The sequence below is a fragment of the Haloarcula halobia genome (genome assembly GCF_029338255.1).
GTDB lineage: Archaea > Halobacteriota > Halobacteria > Halobacteriales > Haloarculaceae > Haloarcula > Haloarcula halobia.
The window spans coordinates 2,291,251-2,305,970 of sequence record NZ_CP119787.1; the positions used below are offsets into that span (position 1 = coordinate 2,291,251).

A 14,720-nucleotide genomic window follows, 5' to 3' on the forward strand; every position below is an offset into this window, starting at 1 on the left:
GGACCGCCGGCGACCTGCCAGTCGGGAGAGACGATTCCGGGACCGAAGTTCAGATGTGCTCTTCCTCCAGGACCCACCCCAGCGCCCGCTTGTAGTGTGTAAACATCATCCTGACGCGTTCGTGTCGCATCTCCTCGCTGTCCAGTTGCTCGGCCAGGAACTCGTACTGGTCCCTGATCTCGGCCTCTGAGCGCATACCCCTGCTACGATGCGAGCGCGGAACAATCTTGAGGCCCGACCGCCGAGAAGGAGATATGAAAGTACGCGGCGAACGGGAGTGTCAGGACTGCGGGACGCGCTGGTCGTACTACGAGACCGGGAGCATCGCCTGCCCCGAGTGCGAGAGCGTCCACAGCGTCGGCGTCGACGAACCGACCCGACACACGGACGCACCGGTGACGTTGGATCTGACACCGGTCCGCGCCCGCATCGACGCCGATTCGACCCGTGACGTCGCGACGGCTGCGGCAGAGCGGTGCCGGGAGTACACGCGCCAGCGGGGATTCATCGACGCCGGGGCCCTGGAGACGCTCGACGAGACGTTCGTCGCCGCGACCGTCCTCCAGTACGTCGGTGCCCACGTGGGTCGGGAGATGCGGGTCACCGAGGACGATGAACTGTACTTCCTGGACCTGCTGGGTGGCGCCGACCAGGGCGACAGACCAGGCGTCGACGCGGTCCCGCCGTCGCTGCGGGTCCCCTTCGGACTGGCGATGGCCCACGCCGTGGAGGCCTACCAGCGCGACGTCCGGACCGTCCTCAACGACGACGAGGACGAGACGGCCAGGCGCCTCTCCGGGCGCATCCGCGACCACCGGAAGCGAATCGAGGCCCTCGACGGCGACGTCGACCCGGCCGACGCGAACCGCCTGCTCCACGCCACGCGTGACCTCGGTCGGTTCGTCGCGGGCGAGGAGAGCGCGTACGTCACCGCGGACAACTGGCTCACCGGTATCGAGGGCGGCGTGCTGTGACTCCGGCCCGCTGTGCGGTCTCCTCGACGGGCTGGACGACGACGGCACCCCGGACCCCTCGAAGCCCATCTGGCAGGTCCCACCGGAGGACTGGCCGACCGCGTGGCTCGGGGTCCCGTCTCAGGGCAGGTCGACGTCGACGTCGTGCTGGAGGCTGGCCGCCTTGACCGTGTTGTACAGCAGCATCGCGCGGGTCATCGGCCCGACGCCGCCGGGGACGGGGGTGATGGCACCGGCCTTCGCTTTCGCGCTCTCGAAGTCGACGTCGCCGACCAGTTCGTAGCCCTTCTCGGTGTCGGCCTCGACGCGGTTGATGCCGACGTCGATGACCGTCGCGCCCTCGGCGAGCATGGCGCCGTCTATCATCTCGGGGACGCCGGCCGCGGCGACGACGATGTCCGCCTCGCGGGTCTTCGCCGCCAGGTCCCGGGTTCGGGAGTGACACACCGTCGTGGTCGCGTTCCCGCCGGGGGCCTTCTGGATGAGGAGGTTCGCCATCGGCTTGCCCACGATGTCCGAGCGCCCGACGACCACGGCGTCCGTGCCCTCGGTGTCGACGCCGGCCGACGCGATGAGCTTCTGGATGCCGTGGGGCGTGCAGGGCTTGTACCGGGCGTTGCCGGCGACGAGGCGGCCCACGTTCTCGGGGTGGAACCCGTCGACGTCCTTCAGCGGGTCGATGGCCCTGAGCACCCGCCGGTCGTCGACGTGGTCGGGGACCGGCATCTGGACGAGGATGCCGTCGACGTTGTCGTCGGCGTTGAGGTCGTCGATGGTGTCGTACAGTTCGGACCCGTCGGCCGCCGGGTCGATGTCGATGTCGATGGCCTCGATGCCGACCTCCTCGCAGTCGCTTTGCTTCATCGAGACGTACGTCTCGCTCGCAGGGTCGTCGGACATCAGGACGGTAGCCAGCGATGGGCGGACGCCGGCGTCGTCGAGCTGGTCGATGCTCTCGGCGAGCCCGTCCCGGACGGACTGGGCCAGCGCGTCGCCGTCGATAATCTCTGTCATTGTCTAGTGTGGCGTCACCGGGGGTTTTCTAAGGTGCGGATTCGCCCGGCGTATGCCTCGCCGTAGCACGCACGGGGCGCTGTCGACGGGGTTATCCCGACGGTGAATAAAGATAGCGTCGACTACCCGACAGTGAATACGTATTGTCGTCACAGTCATACCCGACTCCGTTCTACGAGGGCCAACGACCCATGAGCGAGCGTCCGTTCACAGCAGCGACCGGCGACTGGCGGGAGGGAGACCGATGACCGACGGCGAGGAACGCGCCCCCGAACTCGCGTACGGCGAGTTCCTGTGTGCCGGCGAGCGCGTGGTCCGCATCGAGGACGTCGACCGCGAGGACGCCTGGATACGGTCGACGGTGTTCGTGCCAGTCCGGCCCTAGGGACAGGGCCCCTCGGCCATCGACCGGGGCTCGGGCCCCTGGTCGACGGCCCGCGTCGCACCGCTCTCGACGGCGACCAGCATCGCCCGCCCGCCGTAACCGTGGGTCTGATCGTGGCCCCTGACGACGACACAGTCGCGGCCGCGGGGACGGTGATGGCCTCCGACCGGGTGAACGGGGCCGTCGAGTGGGCGTGGAGCAGTTTCCGCCGGCCGAGGCGCTCGCCGTCGAGCGTCTCGACCTGCCACCAGTTCGCGTAGCCGTCCTCGCCGTCGTCGTCGTGATAGATGGTCACGTCGAAGCGGACCTCGCCGTCTCCGGTCGCCTCGACGGCGACGTCGGTGACGTTCGCCTCACGGAGGTCCAGGGCCTCGCTCGGTCGCTCGTCGGTCGGTGAGGGAGACGGGACGACAGTCGATTCCGTCGGCGACGGTGTCACGGTTTCGGACGGTCGCACCGCGGGTGTGGAACCGTCACGACACCCCGCCAGCGTCGCCAGGACCGTGGCCCCCGCCATGAGGACAGCGCGTCGGGTCCCATTGTGGTCGGTCACACCGGCTCAACGCGGCGAGCAATGAAAAATCGGCGGGGAGCCCGGTCGGCGACTGCTTTCACTGTCAGGGACGCCAGTCATAGTGTGAGGGGACCATTCTCTCTCATGGTTGTAGGACGACTCCTGCACTGGCTCGTCAGGGACACGATGCGCGAGACGGGGCGGGACGTGAGCAGAGTGAAGCGAAACGCGGTCGACATCGTCACCCACCCCGTACGGACGCTTTTGAACATCGCGTTCATGACCGTGCTGGTCGGCGTGCTCTACACCATCGTGTACGACAGCGGGGCCGTCGCCGCCGTCGACACCGCCGAGGGAGACAGCCTGGCGATGGTGCTGGCCATCCTGCCACCGCTCCCCGTACTGGCGCTCATCGGGGGTGCCATGGTCGTGCTGGTCCCGCTCACGATGCTGTTTAGAGGTGTCAGCCACGGCCGGTACTACCACTGACACGGGACAACGCCGAAGGCGAGACGCGCGTTTCAGTCGTACAGCGGGAACTCGTCGGTCAGTTCGTCGACGCGCTGGCTTACTTCGGCGACGACGTCGTCGTCATGGGGGGCGTCGACGACCCGGTAGATGAGGTCGGCGACCTCGCGGCAAGTCTCCTCGTCGAAGCCACGGGTTGTGAGCGCGGGCGTACCCGCGCGGATGCCCGAGGGGTTGAACGCCGAGCGCGTCTCTCCGGGGACGGTGTTTGCGTTCAGGACGATGCCGGCCTCCTCCAGCGCTGCCTCCACGTCCTTGCCCGTCGTGTCCGGGTGCGAGGGGCGGAGGTCGACGAGGACGAGGTGGTTGTCGGTCCCGTCCGAGACGAGGTCGAGGCCGTGTTCCTGCAGGCGCTCGCCGAGGGCGCGCGCGTTGTCGACGGTCTGCCGGGCGTAGGTCTCGAATTCGGACTCGAGGGCCTCGCCGAAGCCGACGGCCTTGCCGGCGACGTTGTGCATCAGGGGGCCGCCCTGGGAGCCGGGGAAGACGGCCGAGTCGACGTCGTCGGCGTATTCCTCGTCGCACATGATGATGCCGCCGCGGCCGGCCCGAATCGTCTTGTGGGTCGACCCGGTGACGAAGTCGGCGACGCCGACCGGCGACTCGTGGACGCCGGCGGCGACCAGGCCGGTGATGTGCGCGATGTCCGCCAGGTGGTAGGCGTCGACGGCGTCGGCGGCCGTCTGGATGCGCGCGAAGTCGACCTCGCGCGGGTACGCGGAGTACCCCGAGACGATGATGTCAGGGTCGAACGCCTCGGCCTGTTCCCGCAGGCCGTCGTAGTCGATGTAGCCCGTCTCCTCGTCGACCTCGTACTGCTCTACCTCGTAGACCTGGCCGGCGAAGTTCGCGGGATGCCCGTGCGAGAGGTGGCCGCCGTGGGTCAGGTCGAGTGAGAGAATCTTGTCGCCGGGTTCGAGGACGGCCAGGTAGACGCCCATGTTTGCCTGTGAGCCCGAATGGGGTTGGACGTTGACGTGGTTGGCGCCCCACAGCTCCTTCGCGCGGTCGATGGCGAGCTGTTCGACCTCGTCGGCGTACTCACAGCCGCCGTAGTACCGCGAACCCGGGTAGCCCTCGGCGTACTTGTTGGTCAGCTCAGAACTCTGGGCCTCCAGGACGGCCTCACTGACGTGGTTCTCGCTCGCGATCATCGCCAGCGTGTCGTTCTGTCGGGACCGTTCGCCCGCCAGTGCGTCTGCGACAGCCGGGTCCGTCTCGCGGACTGTGTCGTAGGTCATATCGGATTCTCTGGACCCGCCCGACAATAAGCTACCCTTTGGAGGACCGTGTGATAGCCCGTGACGGACCGGGTTTCCGACCTGTCAGGTCCGGCCGTCGTGGTTTCTTCCATCCACGAGAACGGTGTTCAGAACCGCGATTCGGGGCGGTACATAATGAGCCGAAATATTGCGGAACGGCAACACGAATCAGTACGTATTTAGTGGAGACTCGCAGAGTTGCTACCGTAGTCACCTGGGGGTGACAGCGTTCGTGGGACTGAACGACGATTACGCCGACGGGTGGACCGGCGAGCCATCGGAGGCAGTCGCAACCGTACTGCGACAGCTCGACGACCGGACCGACGACGTGGTCCGCCCGATCCGGCGCGCGACGGACGAACAGTACGCGGGGGAAGCCACCGAGTTCGTGGTGCCGGGGAGCACACCGACCGTCGAGACCCTGGACGTCGGCGGGGTGGTGCGGCCGACGTCGGCGGTGACGCTGCCGTCGGGCACGTACCTGCTGACCGTGACACTCGAACCGGACGGCGAGGGCCGGGGCTCGACGAGATTGCTGGTCCAGTTCGAGGGGCCGGCCTCGCTCCGCCCGGTCGCCGAGGGCACGCGCGTCCTGCTGCGAGGCGCCTCGACCGTGACGGTCGGGTGCCGGACCGACGACGAGTCGGGGCCGGCCCGGATACGAGTCCCGGAGACGGTGTCGGGCGTCGCGGCGGGCCTGTCGTACCTGAGCGTGGCCCACGAGACGACGGGGCCGGCACGGTCACACCCGGGCCGCCGTCGACACCCGCCACTGGTGACCGTCGACGACACGCTCTCGGTCCCTCAGTCGGTCCGCGACCGGCGGGCAGCGACCGGCATCGAACTGCGGGTCCCGTCCTCCGTCGCCGACCTGTTCGTCGCCGCACCCCTCGCGTACTACCTCGGGGCCGACCTGTGTGTCGGCGACCGGGACAGGGCTGTCCTGACCGCGGCGGACACGGACGTCAGGCGGACGTTCGACCGACTGCCGCAGTTCCAGGCGGACGTCGCGAGTGTCCTCCGGCGCGTGTTCTACCTCGACTGCCTGGTGCGGCGACTCGACCCCGACACGGCCGCCGAGGGCCTGCTGGACCGACTGGACCTCGATCCGGGGACGGTCCGGTCGCTCTCGCCGGCCGGTCGCCTCGAGCGGTACCTCGAGGTGCCGACGGCCCCGCTGCGGGAGGAACTGCCCGACTGGCACCTCTCGACACACGTTCGCCCGTCGCTGTCGCGGACCCGGTGTCTCCCCTACCTGCTCGACAAGCTCAGCCTGGTGTACATCGCCGAGGGGGCGGAGATGGAACCGGAGGACCTCCTCGACCGGACGCTGACCGACGCGTTCCCCACCCGCGGCGCCGAGTCGCCGCCCGAGTCGGTGCTGGCGCCGAAACTCGGTGCCGGTCGCTCACAGGCATGGATGGCGCCGGGGACGCCCATCGACGCGTTCAAGGCGACGCCGGCGGCCTTCGAGAACCGCTTTCGCTACCGGGACCGCGAGACGGGCGAGATGCAGGTCACCGTCGTCCGCAACGACGACGCGATGGGGGACGAACACGACGCCGTCGCCGAGATCTACCGCGGTGCGGACCTCCCGATGGACGTCGCGGTCTGCGAACGACTGACGACGGGCGAACTGGCGTCGGTCCTCGAGGACGAGAACGACTTCGTCCACTTCATCGGCCACTGCGACGCCGATGGGTTGCGCTGCCCGGACGGCAACCTCGCGACGAGCTCGCTGTGTGACGTCCGGACGCGGACCTTCTTCCTCAACGCGTGTGGCTCCTACGACGAGGGACTCGCACTCGTCGATGGGGGTGCCGTCGCCGGCGCGGTGACGTTCACCGACGTGTTGAACAGCCACGCGGCGATGGTCGGGACGGCGTTCGCCCACCTGCTGAGCAACGGCTTTTGCCTCCAGCGGGCCATCGAACTGGCCCGGCGTCGTATCATGATGGGGAAGGACTACGCCGTCGTCGGCGACGGCACGTACGCGCTCGTCGCCCAGCACACGCAACCGACCGTCGTGTGGCTCTCGGAGTGTGACGACGGTTTCGAACTGGCCTGTGAAGTCGTCACGCCGCGGTCGGCGGGCGGGAATTACCGGGTCCCCTTTGCCGACGAACAGACGCTCAACGGGACGGACCGTCGGTTCACCGTCGACGAAGCCACCCTCCGCTCCGGACTGCGCGAGGCGTCGTTTCCGGTCATATTCGACGACGAGTTCTACTGGTCGGACGAGCTGGCAGACGCCCTCGAGACGCGGGTGTGAGCGCCCCATCCATCCTCGCTGTCGCCAGGCAAGCGGCGTCGTAGCGCGATTCCGGGCGGCGGAGGGGCGCTACCGCCGACGCTGCCCGACGCGGTTCGTCGGTGTGATACCGACGCTGCCCCGATCGGTTCGAGCAGTCGACCGGCGAGAGTGCGGTTCTCGCGGATGAATTCAACGGAATTTGGCCAATAAAATTAAATATGGTACTGGACTATATATCTAGCAACAACAATGAGTACAAATCTTGTGCAGGACGACATCGGAACCATTCTCACATCGGTGTTCGACACCGGTGAGACCCTGTACGTCGTCAATCCCTCCGGAGAGACGGTCTCGGAGGTTATCACGACGCTGGACGAACACCCCGACCACCCCGAGGTCCGGATGCTGGCCGCGGAGAGCGTCCTCAAGGACGTCATGGACGACTTCATCGTCGCGAGCACTGCCGCCGATCTCATCGAATCCGGGTCGCTCTCGCTCCGACTGCTCGAGGCGGGTCCGAACCACTCCATCGCGGTGACGAGCGACGAGGTGTACGCGCTGGTCACCGTCGGCGACACCGTCGCGGGCCTGGGCACCGACGACGACGAGTTCGTCGGCGACGCCTACGGGTTCTACGCCGACGTCTGGGAGGACGCAGCGACGTTCACGCTCCGGACGCCACCGCTCTCGCGCGTCCGGGAGACGCTCGAGGCGGACATCGGCCCGGAGACGGCCGCCGACTTCGACGCCGTCCTCGGGTCGCTCGCCACGGCGCGTGGCGACGGTAACGGCCTCGACGAGGTGACCATCGCGCTGCTCGTCGCCGCGAAGAACGGCCAACTGCTCTACGACATCAGCAAGTGGGGCGAGGACATCGGCCTCGCGAGCAAGGCGACGTTCTCCCGGACGAAGACCAAACTCGAGGACATGGGCCTCATCGACACCGAGAAGGTCCCCATCGACGTGGGTCGACCGCGACTCCGCCTCATGCTCGGCGACGAGCGACTGAAGGAGGCAGACAGCGACGACCTGGCGAGCATCACCCAGAGCATCCTGGCCGCCTGACCGCCCCGGTTGGTGTAGGTTTTTCTGTCCCCTCCGTGTCTCACCGTGCATGACCACCATCGACGTCGCGGGGACGGGTCCGGCCGCCGAGGCGCTCCTCGCGGCGCTTTCCGACACGGAGACGGAGGTACGACACGAAGACGAACTCGACTTCGAGGGCACCGACCTGGCCGTCCTCGTCGAGCGAGTCGCCAGCGACCGCTTCGCGCGGGCGAACGACCGCGCGAGAGCGACGGGGACGCCCTGGGTTGCCGTGGAGCTGGGCGGCATCGGCGGCGTTCCGGTCGTCGACGCCGCGGTCAGCGGGTTCGCCCCCGAGACCGGGTGTTTCGACTGTCTCGCCGCACGTGTCGCCGCGAACGTTGACGAGCACGAATCGCCCGCGCAAGCCCCGTCGCCCGGCGTCCAGCGGTTCGCCGGCGCAATGGCGGGCCACCGAATCGAGCGGTTCCTCGCGGGCGAGGCGCCCCTGCCCGGGACCACGACGGAGATCCCCCAGGCCCAGCGCCAGTTCCTGCCCGTTCCAGGCTGTGACTGCGCCGGAGCCCCCGACAGGACGCTCCGACGTGACCACGACGCGCCCGACGATCCGGCGCTCGCACGCGCCCAAAAGGGACTCGACGAGCGCGTCGGCGTGGTCCACGAGGTCGGTGAAGTCGAGTCCTTCCCGGCCCCCTACTACCTCGCGACGCTCTCTGATACGTCGGGGTTCAGCGACGCGACGGCGCCGCGCCAGGCGGCCGGCGTCGCCGACGACTGGAACGCGGCGTTCATGAAGGGACTGGGCGAGAGTTACGAGCGCTACGCCGCCGCCGTCTACCGGAGTGCGGCGCTCCCGACCGGGCCGCCCGAGCGCGTCGAGAACTCGATTCGCCCCACGTCGTTCGTCCGCCCCGACGAGTGGGGCTGGGACGGCGAGTCCATCGAGTGGTACCCGGCCGAACGGCTCGACTCCGGCGAGGCGGTCCACCTCCCAGCCGAGACGGTGCTCTATCCGCCGCCCTCTCGCCGGGTCCGCCCGCCGGTCACCACCGGCCTGGGCCTGGGCAACACGGGCACGGAGGCGCTGCTGTCGGGCCTCTACGAGGTCGTCGAGCGCGACGCGGCGATGCTCTCGTGGTACTCGACGTACGACCCGCTCGGCGTCGCCGTCGAGGGCCACGACACGTTCGAGACGCTGCGCCGGCGGGCACGCTCCGAGGACCTCGACGTGACGACGCTGTTGCTCACTCAGGACGTCGACGTCCCCGTCGTCGCCGTCGCGCTCAGCGGCGACGAGTGGCCGGCACTGGCCATCGGTTCGGCGGCAGCGCTGGATCCCGGCGACGCGGCCACGGGCGCACTGGCGGAGGCGCTGCAGAACTGGATGGAACTCGACGGGATGGGCCCCGAGGACGCGCAGGACTCTGACGGCGCCATCGGCCACTTCGCGCAGCGACCGGACGCCGCGGCGTCGTTCCTGGAGACGGAGACGACCGTCCCGATAGATAGCGTCGGACCCGACACCGTCCCCGAGGGAGAGGCGGAACTGGCCGCGCTCGTCGATCGAGTGACCGCCGCCGGCCTCGACCCGTACGGCGCCCGCATCACGACCCGGGACGTCGAGGCCCTCGGGTTCGAGGCGGTGCGGGTCGTCTGTCCGACGGCCCAGCCGCTCTTCTTCGAGGATGCCTTCTTCGGCGAACGCGCCGAGCGCGTGCCCGAGGCGATGGGCTTCGAGGCGCGACTGGACTGGGAGCACCACCCGTTCCCGTAGGTCGGCAACGCGGGAGGCAAGAAGCAGTTCAGATGCCGAACGTCGCGCGCAGCATGTCACGGGTCCCGGGACCGAGTCCGACGGCCGTGACAGCGACGAGCAAGAGCAGTGCGTAGCGCGGGCTCTCGTCCAGGAACTCCTCGTCGAACAGCCACACGACGGCGGACGCGACGACCAGTTTCACGACGAGGAAGGGCCAGGAGGTGCCCACGAGCGCAGTGACGTTCGCGGGCTGGAGCGCCTCCGTCGTCGCGATGATGAAGGCGTTGGCCGGGTGCTTCGGGTAGTACGTCAGTGGCACGTTCAGTGCGTCCAACCAGTCGGCGAGGACGACGTTCGCCACGCCGTCGATAGCGTGCCCCCAGATGACGAGCAGGCCGATGTGGCCGGTCCCCGAGTTGATCTCCGGCTTGTAAGCGTCGAAGGCGCGATAGAGGCCATACGAGAGGACGGTGGCGATGCCGACGGTGACCAGCAACACCGACGGGTACGCCGTCGAGTACTCCGTCGTCGCGGCGACCCAAGAGAGGTACGCCAGGGTGGCGACCACCAGCACCGACCCGGTGACGGCCGTCGCACGCGAGTAGTTCTCGATGTGGCCCTCCTTCTCAGCCCAGACGGCGGCCACGAGCGTCGCGAGCGTCAGCAGGAAGACGGTGCCGTAGATGACCGGGCTGATGATCAGCGAGCTGAGGGGATACTCGACGATGGGGGAGAACCCCGACTCGAGCGCGCGGTCGGTGGCGTCCTCGACGGTCCGTAGCGCCCCACCCAGCAGCATGAACGGGACGAACGCGAAGTAGAGTGTGGGGTCGTCGGCGATCTCCAGGTTCTCGAGCAGGAGGTAGACGCCGATCAGCATGAAGAGGAGTATGAACATGTACCCCAGCTCGGAGACGATGGTGTATCCAGGTTCGGCGACGATGCGACCCTCCCGGATGGCGTCGGCACAGCCACTCGTGAGCGCTTCGGGTCCGGAGGGGGTCATCACGGCGCAGCTGGCCGCTTTCGCGTCGGCGTAGACGGGCCCCCAGAAGTAATGCCACAGGAATCGGTCCCAGACGACTCGCGGCACAGCGAGGGCTGCACCGGTGCCCACGACGAGGATGGCGACGAACGAGGCGATCCAGAGCCGTTCCGGACCGTACTCGTCGACGACTCGTCCGAAGGTGTTCATGGGTCAGAGACCGGTATGGGGAGATTTCAGGCTTCCGGTCGCGTGCGCCGGCCCTTCGAGAACGACAGCCGGGTCGGGGGTCAGTCGAGCGCGTCCGCAGCCGCGTCGAGCAGTTCGTCGTGGGCCCGGCCGTTGGAGGCGACGAGCCCGTCGCTGTCGTAGTCCCACGGGTCGCCCGTCAGGTCGGTCACCGTCCCGCCGGCCTCGCGGACCAGGTGGACGCCGGCGACGGTGTCCCAGAGGTACGTCGGGGTGGTACAGATCGTCCCCTCCAGGCCGCCGTCGGCGACCGCCGCCAGCGTCGCCTGGAAGCTGCCAAGCCGACGCATGTCGCCGAACCGCTCGACGACGGCGGTACAGAGGTCGCCGAACTCAGTGCGGTCGTCCCGGTCCCACCAGCCGGCCGGCGCGACGGCGAACGTCTCGGGGTCCGTGCGTTCGCTGACCGACACCGTCCGCCCGTCGCGGGTGACACTCTCGGGACCGCCCGCGTACAGGTCGCCCGTCGCCGGGAGGTACGTCGCCGACCCGACCGTCACCCCGCCGACGGTCGCCGCCACGCTGGTCGTCCACGTGTGCAACCCGCGGACGAAGTTGGCCGTCCCGTCGATGGGGTCGACAATCCACGCGGCACCGCTGTCGGGCACCGCCTCGAGCGCCGTCGGTTCGTCCTCGCCGGACTCGGGGCCGACCAGCTGGGTGAGGTCTTCCTCACAGACGAACCCGTCGCCGGGAAACTCCTCGCGGATGGTCGCGACGACCTGCCGTTGAGCGTCCCTGTCTGCCTCGGTCACGTAGTCGTTCTTGTTCGCTTTCGTCTCCACGGCCACCTCGCCGCGGAACGACTCGCGTGCTACGACGCCTCCCGACCGTGCGGCGCGTTCCGCGACCGCCGCCCGGTGGTGTTCATCGGCCATGTCGGCGTGTTCGGGGCCACCCCATTAACACCCCCGGTATCCCGTCCGTGACCGTCACGCACGGCTGCCGAGCAGCTCTGTACGACGTCGATACACACCTACGGCCGCCCTCAGCGCGTCTCGTCTACGTCCCTCGCGGCCTCGAGAATCTCGTGAGCGATCGCCTCGGCTTCTTCGGGCGTGTAGCGCAGCTGGTTGCCCAGCGACTGCTCGATCCGGACGTACCCCTCCTCGGTATCCTCGACGGTGATAACCGCGGCGTTGGTGAACGGATGGCCCTCGAGGCCGGGCGTCTCGGATTGGTCCGTAGCCATGCGTGTCAATCACACACCAAGAAGTATAAAGGTAGCCATGTCTGCGACGGCGGCCAAGCGAGCGCCACGACGTTCGAACCGGCTCGCCGACGGTCACAGCAGCCCCTGGCGCGAGCAGTCGGTACACGCGGCGCTCTCGAATCGGGTCTACAGGAGTTTGCGAGGGAAGACCGCTCCGTGCGAGTCTTCCAGCACTGTTTGCGAGGGACCGCGGTGGGCCCAACAGTGCGAGGGAAGGGATTTGAACCACGGAGAGACGGTCGCGACGTCGTCGCGCTGCGACTCTCCTGATTCAAACCCTTCCGGGTGCATCTTCCTCGGCGCGATAGTGCGCCTCGTGCGATGCGAGGGAAGGGATTTGAACCCTTGGACCCCTACGGGAGCGGATCTTGAGTCCGCCGCCGTTTCCTGGCTTGGCTACCCTCGCACGCGTCTGTCAGCCAACCACCGTCCAGGGTCGGGCACCGTGATTGGTCCGGTAGAGACTCGCGCCGACTCGTATAAAGGTGCCACGGAAACGCGTTACCTGCCGATCGGTGTGACGCTCCCGGCGCTCGACGCAGTTCACTCCAGATAGGGCGTCTCGATGTCGGTCTCGGCGGGGATGAACGCGTTCATCCGGCGGGTGACGCCGTCGAACAGGGTGATGAGCGGGGAGAGCCCCATCTCGACGTACCGAACGGGACCGGCGACGGTCAGCGACCAGTTTTTCGCGTTGGCGAGGCCGAACGCCTTGGGTACGATCTCGCCGAACAGCAGGATGAGAACGCTGGTGAGGGCGGTGGTCGCGACGACTGCCGGGCCGGGGGGCAGATACCCCGCCACGAGGACCGTCACGATGCTCGAGATCGCGATGTTGACGATGTTGTTGCCGACAAGAAGCGTCACGAGAAGGCGATGTGGGTCCTCGAGCAGTTCCTCTAGCACCATCGCACGGCCCTCGCCAGTCGCCGCTTGCGCATCGATCCACTCGCGGGGCAGCGAGAACACCGCAATCTCCGAGCTCGAGAAGAACGCACTCAACGAGAGCAACGCCACGACGGCGGCGGCCCCTCCAGCCAGGACGAGAACACTGGTCATGGCCTGGCATCGCAGAGCCATGTCAATAAGCCGTCGCTATCCAGGAGGCGGGTCCACCGGAGGATTCACCCGGCCCGCGGGCGTACAGGCGGTATGGACGACCACACGCGGGACCCGACCGTCGCGCCCCCCAGCGGAAACCCGGCCGGGTGGCGGGGCGACGGCCAGTGGGAGCACGCGACCCTCCGGCAGGCCGTGGTCCACGGGGTCCGGTTGTACAACTCGGGGGAGTTCCACGAGTCACACGACTGTTTCGAGGACGAGTGGTACAACTACGGGCGCGGGAGTACTGAGAGCAAGTTCCTCCACGGGATGGTCCAGGTGGCCGCGGGCGCGTACAAGCACTTCGACTTCGAGGACGACGACGGGATGCGCTCGCTCTTTCGGACCTCGCTGCAGTACTTCCGCGGCGTGCCCACCGACTACTACGGCGTCGATCTGCTGGACGTCCGGACGACCGTGACCAACGCGCTCTCGGACCCCACGGTGCTCGAGGGGTGGCAGATCCGGTTCGACGGCGGCTACCCCACCGCCAGGGACGTCGACTTCGAGTACGCCGAGACACTCGACTGATCCCGCGGCCGACACGGCCAATCCACACGACTCTAATGGCTGGCCCTGCAACCCTCGGTTAGATGCGAGTCGAGCAGCTGGGTGAGGGCGAGCCGGACGTCGCGATAGTCGGGAGCATCCACGGCGACGAGCCGTGCGGTCGCAACGGCATCGAGGCAGTGCTCGCCGACCCACCGACAGTGAACCGTCCGGTGAAGTTCATCGTGGTCAACGAGGAGGCGCTGGCGGCGAACCGCCGCTACGTGGAGGTCGACCTGAACCGGATCTTTCCCGGCGACCCGGACAGCGACGTGCGCGAGGTCCGTCTCGCGGCCGAGCTGGCGGCAGAGATTCGTGGCTGCACGGTGCTTTCCCTGCACTCCACGCAGTCCTACGACGACATGTTCGCGCTCGTCGACGAGGTGACCCCGCTGGCGCGGGAGGTCATCCCACAGCTGTCCGTCGACGCCGTCGTCCGGACCAAGGGGAAAAACGAGGGGCGGCTCTTCTCGGTGGCTCCCCAGGCCATCGAGGTCGAGTGCGGCTACCAGGGCTCTGCCCAGGCGTCGGCCAACGCCGAACAGGTCATCCGCGAGTTCCTCGCGGCCGTCGGCGTGACGGAGGACTACGAGACGACGCGAAACGAGTTACTCCCCGTCTTCCAACTGGGCGACCCGATTCCGAAGTCGGCCGCGGACCGCTACGAGGTGTACGTCCGGAACTTCGAGCGGGTGACCGCCGGCGAGGAGTTCGCGTCCATAGACGGCAAACCGGTGGTCGCAGACGAGTCGTTTTACCCCGTCCTGCTCTCGCCCGAGGGCTACGAGGACGTCTTCGGGTACCGGGGCACGGAGGTCGGAGTGCTGGGATCGGACGCGGCCGAGTGACCCGACGCCGGGACCGGCACTCGACGTCGCCCGGACCCTGC

Annotated in this window: 15 protein-coding genes, 1 tRNA gene and 1 pseudogene; 8 read left to right on the forward strand and 9 right to left on the reverse strand. The window is 68.1% G+C overall.

The window, feature by feature from the left end:
* Positions 1 to 49 precede the first annotated feature (49 nt).
* The gene (locus P1K88_RS12140) at positions 50 to 196 is read right to left on the reverse strand and encodes a hypothetical protein (protein ID WP_276410440.1); all 147 of its coding nucleotides are present in this window, start codon (positions 194 to 196) and stop codon (positions 50 to 52) included.
* Between the two features lie 58 nt (positions 197 to 254).
* Here P1K88_RS12140 and P1K88_RS12145 point away from each other — a divergent pair, with 58 nt between their 5' ends.
* Positions 255 to 974 carry a DUF7117 family protein gene (locus P1K88_RS12145; protein WP_276410441.1) on the forward strand — a complete coding sequence of 240 codons (720 nt, stop codon included), beginning with the start codon at positions 255 to 257 and terminating at the stop codon, positions 972 to 974.
* A 120-nt stretch (positions 975 to 1,094) separates the two neighbouring features.
* On the opposite strand, the gene P1K88_RS12150 is transcribed toward P1K88_RS12145, so the two are convergent.
* Positions 1,095 to 1,988 carry a bifunctional methylenetetrahydrofolate dehydrogenase/methenyltetrahydrofolate cyclohydrolase gene (locus tag P1K88_RS12150; RefSeq protein WP_276410442.1) on the reverse strand — a complete coding sequence of 298 codons (894 nt, stop codon included), beginning with the start codon at positions 1,986 to 1,988 and terminating at the stop codon, positions 1,095 to 1,097.
* A gap of 244 nt (positions 1,989 to 2,232) precedes the next feature.
* Between P1K88_RS12150 and P1K88_RS12155 the strand changes: the two genes are divergently transcribed.
* Complete coding sequence (locus P1K88_RS12155) at positions 2,233 to 2,373, forward strand: hypothetical protein (protein WP_276410443.1); 141 nt, start codon at positions 2,233 to 2,235, stop codon at positions 2,371 to 2,373.
* Here the strand turns inward: P1K88_RS12155 and P1K88_RS12160 are convergent.
* Positions 2,370 to 2,890 (reverse strand): annotated as a pseudogene (locus P1K88_RS12160) (hypothetical protein). The gene P1K88_RS12155 and the pseudogene P1K88_RS12160 sit on opposite strands and share 4 nt — an antisense overlap.
* 141 nt (positions 2,891 to 3,031) lie before the next feature.
* On the opposite strand from P1K88_RS12160, the gene P1K88_RS12165 reads away from it, so the two are divergent.
* Positions 3,032 to 3,376, forward strand: coding sequence for a hypothetical protein (locus P1K88_RS12165; RefSeq protein WP_276410444.1), 345 nt, complete (start codon positions 3,032 to 3,034; stop codon positions 3,374 to 3,376).
* 32 nt (positions 3,377 to 3,408) lie between these two features.
* Here P1K88_RS12165 and glyA read toward each other — a convergent pair whose 3' ends face one another.
* Entirely contained in the window at positions 3,409 to 4,656 is a 1,248-nt protein-coding gene (gene glyA / locus P1K88_RS12170) for a serine hydroxymethyltransferase (RefSeq protein ID WP_276410445.1), read from the reverse strand.
* Positions 4,657 to 4,909: 253 nt separating this feature from the next.
* On the opposite strand from glyA, the gene P1K88_RS12175 reads away from it, so the two are divergent.
* The 3 genes from P1K88_RS12175 (at position 4,910) to P1K88_RS12185 (ending at position 9,752) form a co-directional block, all read left to right on the forward strand.
* Positions 4,910 to 6,949: a hypothetical protein gene (locus tag P1K88_RS12175; RefSeq protein WP_276410446.1), complete on the forward strand. Its 2,040-nt coding sequence runs from the start codon at positions 4,910 to 4,912 to the stop codon at positions 6,947 to 6,949.
* Positions 6,950 to 7,180: 231 nt separating this feature from the next.
* Complete coding sequence (gene tbsP / locus P1K88_RS12180; protein ID WP_276410447.1) at positions 7,181 to 7,996, forward strand: transcriptional regulator TbsP; 816 nt, start codon at positions 7,181 to 7,183, stop codon at positions 7,994 to 7,996.
* A gap of 49 nt (positions 7,997 to 8,045) precedes the next feature.
* Complete coding sequence (locus tag P1K88_RS12185; protein ID WP_276410448.1) at positions 8,046 to 9,752, forward strand: YcaO-like family protein; 1,707 nt, start codon at positions 8,046 to 8,048, stop codon at positions 9,750 to 9,752.
* A 28-nt stretch (positions 9,753 to 9,780) separates the two neighbouring features.
* On the opposite strand, the gene P1K88_RS12190 is transcribed toward P1K88_RS12185, so the two are convergent.
* The 5 genes from P1K88_RS12190 to P1K88_RS12210 form a co-directional block, all read right to left on the reverse strand.
* Positions 9,781 to 10,929, reverse strand: coding sequence for a DUF63 family protein (locus P1K88_RS12190; RefSeq protein WP_276410449.1), 1,149 nt, complete (start codon positions 10,927 to 10,929; stop codon positions 9,781 to 9,783).
* Between the two features lie 80 nt (positions 10,930 to 11,009).
* Positions 11,010 to 11,846, reverse strand: coding sequence for an inositol monophosphatase family protein (locus P1K88_RS12195; RefSeq protein ID WP_276410450.1), 837 nt, complete (start codon positions 11,844 to 11,846; stop codon positions 11,010 to 11,012).
* Positions 11,847 to 11,956: 110 nt separating this feature from the next.
* Positions 11,957 to 12,160: a hypothetical protein gene (locus tag P1K88_RS12200; protein ID WP_276410451.1), complete on the reverse strand. Its 204-nt coding sequence runs from the start codon at positions 12,158 to 12,160 to the stop codon at positions 11,957 to 11,959.
* 343 nt (positions 12,161 to 12,503) lie between these two features.
* Positions 12,504 to 12,587 (reverse strand) — tRNA-Leu (locus P1K88_RS12205).
* Between the two features lie 137 nt (positions 12,588 to 12,724).
* The gene (locus P1K88_RS12210; RefSeq protein ID WP_276410452.1) at positions 12,725 to 13,240 is read right to left on the reverse strand and encodes a DUF21 domain-containing protein; all 516 of its coding nucleotides are present in this window, start codon (positions 13,238 to 13,240) and stop codon (positions 12,725 to 12,727) included.
* 93 nt (positions 13,241 to 13,333) lie between these two features.
* Here P1K88_RS12210 and P1K88_RS12215 point away from each other — a divergent pair, with 93 nt between their 5' ends.
* Both P1K88_RS12215 and P1K88_RS12220 read left to right on the forward strand, forming a co-directional pair.
* Positions 13,334 to 13,813, forward strand: coding sequence for a DUF309 domain-containing protein (locus tag P1K88_RS12215; protein ID WP_276410453.1), 480 nt, complete (start codon positions 13,334 to 13,336; stop codon positions 13,811 to 13,813).
* A gap of 62 nt (positions 13,814 to 13,875) precedes the next feature.
* Positions 13,876 to 14,679, forward strand: coding sequence for a M14 family metallopeptidase (locus P1K88_RS12220; RefSeq protein WP_276410454.1), 804 nt, complete (start codon positions 13,876 to 13,878; stop codon positions 14,677 to 14,679).
* The last annotated feature ends 41 nt before the right edge of the window (positions 14,680 to 14,720 follow it).

What these genes read in the sequence shown, in the direction of transcription:
- P1K88_RS12220 (WP_276410454.1), top strand. Translation starts at nt 13,876, where the DNA reads ATGCGAGTCGAGCAGCTGGGTGAGGGCGAGCCGGACGTCGCGATAGTC.
- P1K88_RS12150 (WP_276410442.1), bottom strand. Translation starts at nt 1,988, where the DNA reads ATGACAGAGATTATCGACGGCGACGCGCTGGCCCAGTCCGTCCGGGAC.
- P1K88_RS12190 (WP_276410449.1), bottom strand. Translation starts at nt 10,929, where the DNA reads ATGAACACCTTCGGACGAGTCGTCGACGAGTACGGTCCGGAACGGCTC.
- P1K88_RS12165 (WP_276410444.1), top strand. Translation starts at nt 3,032, where the DNA reads ATGGTTGTAGGACGACTCCTGCACTGGCTCGTCAGGGACACGATGCGC.
- glyA (WP_276410445.1), bottom strand. Translation starts at nt 4,656, where the DNA reads ATGACCTACGACACAGTCCGCGAGACGGACCCGGCTGTCGCAGACGCA.
- P1K88_RS12140 (WP_276410440.1), bottom strand. Translation starts at nt 196, where the DNA reads ATGCGCTCAGAGGCCGAGATCAGGGACCAGTACGAGTTCCTGGCCGAG.
- P1K88_RS12200 (WP_276410451.1), bottom strand. Translation starts at nt 12,160, where the DNA reads ATGGCTACGGACCAATCCGAGACGCCCGGCCTCGAGGGCCATCCGTTC.
- P1K88_RS12210 (WP_276410452.1), bottom strand. Translation starts at nt 13,240, where the DNA reads ATGACCAGTGTTCTCGTCCTGGCTGGAGGGGCCGCCGCCGTCGTGGCG.
- P1K88_RS12145 (WP_276410441.1), top strand. Translation starts at nt 255, where the DNA reads ATGAAAGTACGCGGCGAACGGGAGTGTCAGGACTGCGGGACGCGCTGG.
- P1K88_RS12155 (WP_276410443.1), top strand. Translation starts at nt 2,233, where the DNA reads ATGACCGACGGCGAGGAACGCGCCCCCGAACTCGCGTACGGCGAGTTC.
- tbsP (WP_276410447.1), top strand. Translation starts at nt 7,181, where the DNA reads ATGAGTACAAATCTTGTGCAGGACGACATCGGAACCATTCTCACATCG.
- P1K88_RS12185 (WP_276410448.1), top strand. Translation starts at nt 8,046, where the DNA reads ATGACCACCATCGACGTCGCGGGGACGGGTCCGGCCGCCGAGGCGCTC.
- P1K88_RS12195 (WP_276410450.1), bottom strand. Translation starts at nt 11,846, where the DNA reads ATGGCCGATGAACACCACCGGGCGGCGGTCGCGGAACGCGCCGCACGG.
- P1K88_RS12215 (WP_276410453.1), top strand. Translation starts at nt 13,334, where the DNA reads ATGGACGACCACACGCGGGACCCGACCGTCGCGCCCCCCAGCGGAAAC.